The sequence below is a fragment of the Actinophytocola sp. genome, assembly GCF_035712165.1.
Lineage (GTDB): Bacteria > Actinomycetota > Actinomycetes > Mycobacteriales > Pseudonocardiaceae > DASYTH01.
In genome coordinates this window covers 1-8,154 of sequence record NZ_DASTBH010000118.1, presented here as the reverse complement: position 1 = coordinate 8,154, position 8,154 = coordinate 1, and the positions used below count along the sequence as shown (strand labels likewise).

The following is an 8,154-nucleotide window of genomic DNA, read 5'->3' as shown; positions in this document are numbered from 1 at the left end:
GCCCGAACCGGCCTGGGACGGGCTGTTCGTCACGCTGGACAAGCTGGACAAGATCGGCTGGGACGGGGTGCGCGCCGAGCTGGCCGGCCGGGGCCTGGAACCGGCCCAGGTCGACACGCTGGCCGGCACCATCGGCGGGTTGCACGGGCTGGACGAGGGCGAACTGGTCGACGCGCTCGCCGCCGCACTGCCCGGGCTGGGCGAGGACATGCTGGCCGACCTGCGCACCACCACCGGCGCGCTCGGGGAGCTGGCCCGGCAGCGGGACCTGAAGTGGGAGTTCGACCCCACCCTGGTCCGCGGCATGGGGTACTACACCGGGCAGATCTTCGAGATCGTGCACCCGGCCTCGGCCGGGTCGGTGGCCGGCGGCGGCCGCTACGACCGCCTGATCGGCCGGTTCCTCGGCGCCGACGTGCCGGCCTGCGGGTTCTCCATCGGCTTCGAGCGCATCGTGGACCTGCTCGGCGCACCGGACGCGGAGCCGGCCGTCGCCGTGCTCTACGAGGCCGACGTGGCGCCGGCAGTGGCGCTGGCGGTGGCCCGGCGGTTGCGCGCGGACGGCCGGGTGGTCTCCCCCATCCGGCGCCGGGGCAAGTTCGGCGCGCAGCTCGGGCGGCTGACCGAGTGGGGCTTCGGCTCGTTCACGCACCTGCGCGCGGACACCGATCCGGCGGCTCCGCTCGAGGTGCGCAGCCTGGGACAGACCTGACCGGCAAGCTACGGTTAGGTCATGTCGTCGACCGGAATGTCTGATCCTCCCGAGGAGGATCCGCGCCGGACGCCGCCCAACAGGTTCGACGACGACCTGATCGGGCTCGACCCGGACGATCCGGAGGCCCGGGCGTTCGCCGAGCATCTGGAGCGGGTGGAGCAGGTCCGCCCGAACTACACGGTCGAGGGATACCTGGCCGGGATGAGCGACTTCGCCGACGGCGCCAACCGGCTCGGCGGCCACCACCGGCTGATGGCCGGTCTCCTGGTCGTGCTGATCCTCCTGGGTGTGGCCGTGGCCGCCTGGGACGCTCTCGCGTACGTGGTCGCCACGCTGTTCAACTGATCGGGTTACCGTTGGGTCATGCAGTCGGCAGCCGAAACCCCGAAAGTGTCGAAGTCCGAGCAGGAGTGGCGCAAGCAGCTCAGCCCGGCCGAGTACCGCGTGCTGCGCGAGGCGGGCACCGAACCGGCCTGGACCGGTGAGTACACCGATACCAAGACCGTCGGCGTGTACCGGTGCCGGGCCTGCGACGCCGAACTGTTCCGCAGTGACACCAAGTTCGAGTCGCACTGCGGCTGGCCGTCGTTCTACGACCCGGCCGACACCGAGGCGGTGATCCTGCGCGAGGACCGCACGCACGGCATGGTCCGCACCGAGGTGGTGTGCGCCAACTGCCACAGCCATCTGGGCCACGTGTTCTCCGGTGAGGGCTACCCGACCCCGACCGACCAGCGGTACTGCATCAACTCGATCAGCCTGACCCTGGCGCCGGCGGCAGTGGACCAGTAGGCCGGGACGGCGGTGGACCTGTCGCCGGGGCCGCGGTGCGCGCAGGGTAGAACCGTGCGCCTGCGCCATTCCGACCAGCTCTGGACCGACTTCCCGCACCTGGTGCCCGGTGTGCTCCACGCGGACGGGATCACACCGACCGCCGACGTCGCCGACCGGGTGGCCGCCTACCGTGCCATCGCGGGTGACCGGCTCGCCGGCGCGACCGAGTCGGAGCTACCCGAGATCCAGGCCTGGCGGCGCGCCTTCGCCACGATGGGCCTCAAACCGACCCAGTACCGGTGCGCCGCGGAGTCGCTGCTTCGCCGGTACCGCAAGGAAGGCGGCCTGCCGAGCATTCATCCGCTGATCGACCTGTGCAACGCGGTGTCGCTCGCGTTCGCCATCCCGGTGGCGGTGTTCGACGCCGCACGGCTCACCGACTCGCTCGAGGTCCGCTACGCCAGCGGCACCGAGACCTACCAGACGTTCGCCGGCACGGTCGAGCATCCCGAGCCCGGTGAGGTGATCTTCGCGGACACCGCCGGGCAGGCCCATGCCCGGCGGTGGACCAACCGGCAGAGCGGCGCCTCGGCCGTCCGGGACGGCACGACCAGCACCCTGATCATCGCGGAAGCCTTGCACCCCAGCGCATCCGAGGATGTTCCGGCCCTGCTGAACACGCTGGCCAAAGACCTGGCCGCGGCCTGGTCGGTCAGTCCACATGCGACGGTCCTGAGCCGGGACGCCCCCGAGTTCAGCTCATCCTGAGGTCCGGCTCGTGGCGAACGTGTCGTAGGCGTCCAGCCAGAGCCGGGCGATCAGCCGGTGGCCGAACGCCGACGGGTGCACGCCGTCCGGGGCCACCACGGTCGGGCCGCGCCGGGCGGCCGCTTCGGTGACCGCGTCGTGCAGCGGCACCAGGTGGGCGCCGTAGCGGCGAGCGAGGTCGCGCACGATCGGGAGCTTGCCGGCCAGGTCCTCCCGGGCGAACACACTGCCCTCGCGCCACTGCGCGTCCGAGCCCTCGGCGTCGAGGAAGAACGGCTCCACGATGATCAGCTTGCGGATGCCGGCCGCCACGGCCCGGTCCAGCAGGTCGACGTAGCAGCGCTCGAACACCTCCGGCGGGGTGGGCCGGCCCTCGAAGAAGGTGAACAGCGTGTCGTTCACCCCGATGTAGATCGACAGCAGGTCGGGCCGGTGATCCAGCGCGTCCCGCTGCCACCGCTCCCGCAACTGCCCGATCCGGTCCCCCGACACCCCGGTGTTGACGATCGCCGCGTCGTCGCCCCGCTCCCGCAACTCGCTCGCCACGATGTCCACATACCCGCCCCCCAACCCGAGCGGATCGCTCCGCCGGTCGCAGTCGGTGATGCTGTCCCCGGTAAACACAATCGTCCGGCCCACGGCGCCCTCCGGCCATGTTGCTGAAACCCCACAGAAGGAACAAGCTGTTGAGGCGTCGATGCCCCGGAGGAGACGCCTTGCACCAGGTAGTCAGAAAGCTGTTGGGGATTGCCGGTATGGCAATGGCCGCAACCGGGTGTGGCAACGAGCCGCCGGCCGGCCCCCCGGCCACCGTCACGGTCGTCGAGCCCGGCCCCGCGGCACCACTCGCGCCGGCACAGTGGACGATGCCGAACCTGGTGGGCCGCGATCTGCAGGACGCCCAGAATGAGATCCAGGCGCTGACCAATGGCGCAATTTTCTACACCTCCTCACACGACGCGACCGGCCGGGACCGCAACCAGGTGGTCGACTCGAACTGGAAAGTGTGCGCACAGAGCGTCGCTCCCGGCGCGACCATCATCGCCACGTCGCGGATCGATTTCGCCGCCGTGAAACTCGACGAGACCTGCCCTTAGCGCACGACGTGGCCGTACATTTCGCCGAGGGGGTCGGCGATGAGCTCGACGCGGGCACCGTCGGGGTCCTTGAAGTAGACGGAGACCTCGCTGTGGACGGCGTGGTCGAGGCCGGCGGCTTCGAGCTTGGCTTTGAGGTGGCGCCAGCGGTCGGGTTCGACGGAGATGGCGACGTGGTGCAGGCCGCCGAGCACCTCCGCGTACGGGCCGACGTCCAGGCCGGGGAAGTCGAAGAACGCCAACAGGTTTCCGTTGCCGATGTCGAAGAAGAAGTGCGACGAGCCCGGGTAGTCCCGGTTCTCGATCAGCTCGGTGAGCGGGAACTCCAGCAGGTCCTGGTAGAACCGGACGGTGCGCTCCACGTCGCTGCTGATCAGCGCGGTGTGGTGCAGACCCCGGGCGCTGGACGCGGGCCGCTCGCCGGCCGGGCGCAGGTGCGCCGCCCGGATCCGGTCCCGCTCGCGGGCCAGCTCGGACACGTCATGGGCGGTCATGGGACCACCTTACGGGCGAGAGCTCCAGTGACCAGGGCTGCGCCGGTCGGCGGGCAGCAGCGTGGTGTGGTCGCCGGTGGCGGCGTCGAGTTGGGCCTGGGTGAGGAAAAGTGCGGTGCGCAGGTCCGCGCCGTGCAGGTCGGCGGCGCGGCAGTCGGCGCCGGTGAGGTCGGCCAGGCGTAGCCGCGCGCCGCGCAGGTTCGCGCCGACCAGCCGGGCGCCGCGCAGGTTGGCACCGGCCAGATCGGCGTTGTGCAGGTCGGCGCCGACCAGGTCGGCGCCGCGCAGCTCGACCTCGGGACGGCGCACGCCGGCCCGGGCGGCTTCGCTGGCCCGCTGCAGCACGGCGTTGACCGCCGCCCGGTGGCCGGGCACGTCCAGGACGGCCAGCTCGTCGGGCCCGAGGCCGGCCAGCCGCTCGGTCTCCGCCAGCACCGCCCGCAGCTCGGCCGCCACCCCGCCGACCGGCAGCCGCAACGCCTCGGTCAGGTACCAGAGCAGCTCGTGCAGGCTGCGCATGATCGCGAACACGGAGAACATCGACTCGGCGAGCTCCGGATGCGACCGCCAGTCCCGCCCGGCGAAGGTCAGCTGCGCGACCCGCTGGCCGGCGCCGAAGCAGTCGAACACCGCGCAACCGGGAAACCCGGCCGGCCGGAGCCGGTCATGGATGCCGCAGCGGAAATCCGCGCCCAGGTTGGGGCAGGGCCGGCCGGCCGGCTTGTCGATGGCGAAGTCCGCCGACGCGGCGAAGGCCGGCGCGACACAGCACAGCGCGAAGCAGTGCGCGCAGTCGGCACGCAGGCGGGTCGGATCCATCAGCCCACATTGTCACGCAGGTGCCGCGGCTCCGCGCCCGGTCAACCTCCCACGGTCGCGAGCAGCTTTCCGTCCTTGTCGTAGGCGCGCACGACCGGACCGTGGGCCCCCTGGTCGGTCCACGGCGACGGGTACAGCAGCCGGCCGAGGAAGCTGCGGTTGGCCAGGGTCGCCGACACGACCTGGTTGCCCTGCGCGACGGTCACCCGGGCGACCTCCGGGCCGACCCGGCCGGCGAGCACCACGACATCCGGCCGGACCTGGTCGGTCGGGGTGGCCCCACCGGCGCGGGTGAGCAGGTACAGGTCGACCGTCACCGGGCCGTCCGGCGGCCCGGTGTTGGCCAGCCCGTAGGCGCTGGCGACCGCCACGTCCGACCGGTCGAACGTGCAGTAGAGCGCGGCGGTCTGCCCGTAGAGCAGCACCGCCCGGCCGGCGTCGTCGTCGACCAGGTTGTAGAGCCGAAACGACTGGGGCCCGTCGGTCAGCCCCGGGCGCCGCGGCGCGGCGAGGTCGCCGACCGCGGCCTTGCCGCAGCCGTCCTCGATGGCCCGCCGCTGCACGTCGGACAGGTCGCGGACGACCGGGCTGTCGACCGGTGGCGGTGTGGCCGGGCGGTCCGGACGCAGGACGAAGCGCGGCAGGATCCAGGCGACGGCGGCGAGCACGGTCAGGCCGGTGGTCACGGCCACCGGGACCACCCAGCGGCGCGGACTGCGGACCTGTTGCGCGAGCTGACGTTCCAGTTCCGCGCGGATCCGGGTGTGCGCGAGCGGGGGCAGGTCGCGGGGGGTGGGCAGCATCGTGTTCATCGCTCCTCCTGTACGCCGGACAGCACGGCCACCGGGTCGGATCCGAGCAGCCGGCCCAGGCGGGCCTTCGCCTTGCTGACCCGGGCCCGCACGCTGCCCTCGGCGATGCCGAGCACCACGGCGGCGTCCGGGTAGGACACGCCGGACCACACGCACAGCGCCAGGGCGTCGCGCTGGGCGCGGGGCAGCCGGGCGACCGTGGCCAGCACCAGGGCCATCCGCCGCTCGTCGTCGATCCGGCCGGCGACGTCGTCGGCGTGGTCGGGCTCCGACCGCTCGGCGGGCAGCCGGTGCACCAGCCGCTGCCACCGGGTGGTGGCCCGCCGGTCGTTGCGGACCACGTTGGTGGCCACGGCGAGCAGCCAGGGCAGTGCCGACTCGTGCCGCAGCGTCACCTCGGCGCGTTTGCGCCAGGCCAGCAGGAACACCGTCTGCACGTGGTCCTCGGCCGCCGCCCAGGACGCGGTCAGCCGGAAGCAGTGGTTGTAGACGGCCTTGGCGTGCCGGTCGAACAGCTCACCGAACGACGCCGCCGTCCACAGCTCGCGGTCCGACCTATCGGTTCTCATACCTCATCCGTGTCCGGCCGAACCGCTCCTGTTGCCCACTGATGGGACACTGCTGACATGACCGAGCGCAAGCCGCCCGGCGTCAGCTTCGAGACCTGGGTGGAGAAGCAGATTCGCGAGGCGATGGACCGGGGCGAGTTCGACAACCTGCCCGGGGCGGGCAAACCCATTCCCAACCTGCACGACGCGGACGAGCTGTGGTGGGTCAAGGGAAAGCTGCGCCGGGAGGGCGTGTCGGGCGAGGCCATGCTGCCCACCGGACTGCGGCTGCGCAAGGAGGTCGAGGAGCTGCCGAGGACCGTCGGCCGGCTGCGCGCCGAGCAGGCGGTGCGGGACCTGGTCGCCGACCTCAACCGGCGGATCAGGGACTGGCTGCTGGTGCCGCTCGGTCCGCAGGTGAGTCTTGTGCCGGTGGACCCGGACGAGGTGGTCGAGCAGTGGCGGGCGAGCCGGGGCTAGTGTCCACTGTGGACTGATCGAGTCGTTGGGCGGCCAGTTCCCGGGCGGCCCGGTGCGGGCTGATCCCCTGCCGCCGCGCGGTGTGCAGCACGGTGGTCAGCAGTTCGTCGAGAGCGGCCACCCGGGCCCTCGCCTCCCCCGCGCTCGCCCCGTGCAACTCGGTGTGCGCCACGTAGACCACGGCGCCGGCGCTGACCACGTAGTCCGGCGCCCAGCAGATGCCGAGCCGGTGCAGGTCCTCGGCGACGGTGTCGGCGGCGAGCTGGTTGTTGGCCGGGCCGGCGATCGCGGCGCAGCGCAGCCGCGGCACGGTCTCGGCGGTGAGCAGGCCGCCGAGCGCGGCCGGCACCAGCACGTCGACCGGTTCGGCGAGTGCCGCGTCCGGCTCCACCCAGCGGGCCCCGATCGACTCGGCGCCGGGCCGGCGGGCCGGGTCGATGTCGGTGACGGTGAGCCGGGCGCCCTCGGCGGCGAGTTGTTCGGCCAGGGCCCCGCCCACGTGGCCGAGCCCGATCACGCAGACCGTGCGGCCGTGCAGGTCGCCGGTGCCGAACACGTGCCGGCAGGTGGCCCGGATGGCGGCCAGCGCGCCGGTCGCGGTGTGCCGGCCGGGGTCGCCGGTGCCGCCTGCCGACTCCGGCCGGCAGCCGACGTGCCGGGTGCGCTCGGCGATGGTCAGCATGTCCGCCGAGGAGGTGCCCACGTCCGGCCCGACCGTGTAGGCGCCGCCGAGCGACTCGACGACCTCGCCGACGTCGAGCAGCGCGGCGCGCCGGTCGAGCCGCGCGCCGGGGGGCGCCGCGATCACCGTCTTCCCGCCGCCGTGCGGCAACCCGGCGACCGCGCACTTGAACGTCATGCTGGCCGACAGCGCGAGCGCGTCGTCCAGTCCGTCCCGCCAGGACGGGTAGTGCCACAGGCGGCACCCACCCAGCGCCGGGCCGAGCGCGGTCGAGTGCACCGCGACGACGATCGGCAGACCCGAACGCGCCCCGGTCGTGATGATCACCCGCTGATGTTCGAGGTTCATGGCCGAAGATTAGGCAGAACACCGGTCATCCGGCGGATTCGTTGAACGATGTTCGGAACTCATGCCACCATCCCGTGATGGACGAACTTGATTCGGCGATCGTCGAGCAGTTGCAGCGAGATGGCCGGCAGACCAACCGGGACCTGGCGCGACGGCTGGGGGTCGCGCCGTCCACGTGCCTGGAACGGGTTCGGCTGCTGCGCCGCCGCGGCGTGATCCGCGGCTTCACCGCCCAGGTCGACCTCGGCGCGCTCGGCCGGCACGTGCAGGCACTGGTCGCGGTCCAGGTGCGACCGCTGTCCAGCAAGGTGATCAACGACTTCCACGACTCGGTGACCGGGCTGCCCGAGGTGCTGGCGGTGTTCCTGCTGGCCGGCGGGGACGACCTGGTGGTGCACGTGGCGGTGCACGACGTCGAGCATCTGCGGGCGTTCCTGCTCGACCGGTTCAGCCAGCGCCGCGAGATCGTCAGTTTTCGCACCTCGGTGGTCTTCCAGCATTCGGCGAACACCGTTGTCACACCGGCCGTTCCGTCCCCGGGGCCGAGCCGGGTCGGGCATCGTCCCGATTGGACGGTCAGCTGAATCCCTTTCAGGTTCCCGTTTCCCTTGGTGTGA

General features: G+C 72.2%; 13 protein-coding genes. 7 read left to right on the top strand and 6 right to left on the bottom strand.

Annotation, left to right across the window (positions count from 1 at the left end):
- The 4 genes from VFO68_RS06080 to VFO68_RS06065 form a co-directional block, all read left to right on the top strand.
- The coding region (locus VFO68_RS06080) for an ATP phosphoribosyltransferase regulatory subunit (RefSeq protein WP_325157164.1) at positions 1 to 712 on the top strand (712 nt) is incomplete at its 5' end.
- 36 nt (positions 713 to 748) lie between these two features.
- The gene (locus tag VFO68_RS06075) at positions 749 to 1,060 is read left to right on the top strand and encodes a hypothetical protein (protein ID WP_325157163.1); all 312 of its coding nucleotides are present in this window, start codon (positions 749 to 751) and stop codon (positions 1,058 to 1,060) included.
- 18 nt (positions 1,061 to 1,078) lie between these two features.
- A complete protein-coding gene (gene msrB, locus VFO68_RS06070; RefSeq protein ID WP_325157162.1) occupies positions 1,079 to 1,507 on the top strand; it encodes a peptide-methionine (R)-S-oxide reductase MsrB in 429 nt (142 codons plus the stop codon).
- Between the two features lie 54 nt (positions 1,508 to 1,561).
- On the top strand, positions 1,562 to 2,257 hold the full coding sequence (locus tag VFO68_RS06065) for a B3/4 domain-containing protein (protein WP_325157161.1): 696 nt from the start codon (positions 1,562 to 1,564) through the stop codon (positions 2,255 to 2,257).
- On the opposite strand, the gene VFO68_RS06060 is transcribed toward VFO68_RS06065, so the two are convergent.
- Positions 2,249 to 2,896, bottom strand: a complete 648-nt coding sequence (locus VFO68_RS06060) for an SGNH/GDSL hydrolase family protein (RefSeq protein ID WP_325157160.1) — start codon at positions 2,894 to 2,896, stop codon at positions 2,249 to 2,251. The two genes, VFO68_RS06065 and VFO68_RS06060, sit on opposite strands and share 9 nt — an antisense overlap.
- 77 nt (positions 2,897 to 2,973) lie before the next feature.
- On the opposite strand from VFO68_RS06060, the gene VFO68_RS06055 reads away from it, so the two are divergent.
- Complete coding sequence (locus VFO68_RS06055) at positions 2,974 to 3,354, top strand: PASTA domain-containing protein (RefSeq protein WP_325157159.1); 381 nt, start codon at positions 2,974 to 2,976, stop codon at positions 3,352 to 3,354.
- On the opposite strand, the gene VFO68_RS06050 is transcribed toward VFO68_RS06055, so the two are convergent.
- Genes VFO68_RS06050 through VFO68_RS06035 form a run of 4 tightly spaced genes read right to left on the bottom strand, consistent with a single transcriptional unit; the run spans position 3,351 to position 6,048 of the window.
- On the bottom strand, positions 3,351 to 3,848 hold the full coding sequence (locus tag VFO68_RS06050) for a VOC family protein (RefSeq protein WP_325157158.1): 498 nt from the start codon (positions 3,846 to 3,848) through the stop codon (positions 3,351 to 3,353). The genes VFO68_RS06055 and VFO68_RS06050 overlap by 4 nt on opposite strands.
- 9 nt (positions 3,849 to 3,857) lie before the next feature.
- A complete protein-coding gene (locus tag VFO68_RS06045; protein ID WP_414635465.1) occupies positions 3,858 to 4,667 on the bottom strand; it encodes a pentapeptide repeat-containing protein in 810 nt (269 codons plus the stop codon).
- Between the two features lie 41 nt (positions 4,668 to 4,708).
- Positions 4,709 to 5,479 carry a hypothetical protein gene (locus tag VFO68_RS06040; protein WP_325157157.1) on the bottom strand — a complete coding sequence of 257 codons (771 nt, stop codon included), beginning with the start codon at positions 5,477 to 5,479 and terminating at the stop codon, positions 4,709 to 4,711.
- The gene (locus tag VFO68_RS06035; RefSeq protein WP_325157156.1) at positions 5,476 to 6,048 is read right to left on the bottom strand and encodes an RNA polymerase sigma factor; all 573 of its coding nucleotides are present in this window, start codon (positions 6,046 to 6,048) and stop codon (positions 5,476 to 5,478) included. Before VFO68_RS06035 ends, VFO68_RS06040 begins: the two co-directional genes overlap by 4 nt.
- A 57-nt stretch (positions 6,049 to 6,105) precedes the next feature.
- On the opposite strand from VFO68_RS06035, the gene VFO68_RS06030 reads away from it, so the two are divergent.
- Positions 6,106 to 6,507 carry a DUF1992 domain-containing protein gene (locus tag VFO68_RS06030; protein WP_325157155.1) on the top strand — a complete coding sequence of 134 codons (402 nt, stop codon included), beginning with the start codon at positions 6,106 to 6,108 and terminating at the stop codon, positions 6,505 to 6,507.
- Here VFO68_RS06030 and VFO68_RS06025 read toward each other — a convergent pair.
- On the bottom strand, positions 6,410 to 7,537 hold the full coding sequence (locus VFO68_RS06025; protein ID WP_325157154.1) for an amino acid dehydrogenase: 1,128 nt from the start codon (positions 7,535 to 7,537) through the stop codon (positions 6,410 to 6,412). The genes VFO68_RS06030 and VFO68_RS06025 overlap by 98 nt on opposite strands.
- Before the next feature lie 77 nt (positions 7,538 to 7,614).
- Between VFO68_RS06025 and VFO68_RS06020 the strand changes: the two genes are divergently transcribed.
- Positions 7,615 to 8,121: an Lrp/AsnC family transcriptional regulator gene (locus VFO68_RS06020; protein ID WP_325157153.1), complete on the top strand. Its 507-nt coding sequence runs from the start codon at positions 7,615 to 7,617 to the stop codon at positions 8,119 to 8,121.
- Positions 8,122 to 8,154: the final 33 nt, after the last annotated feature.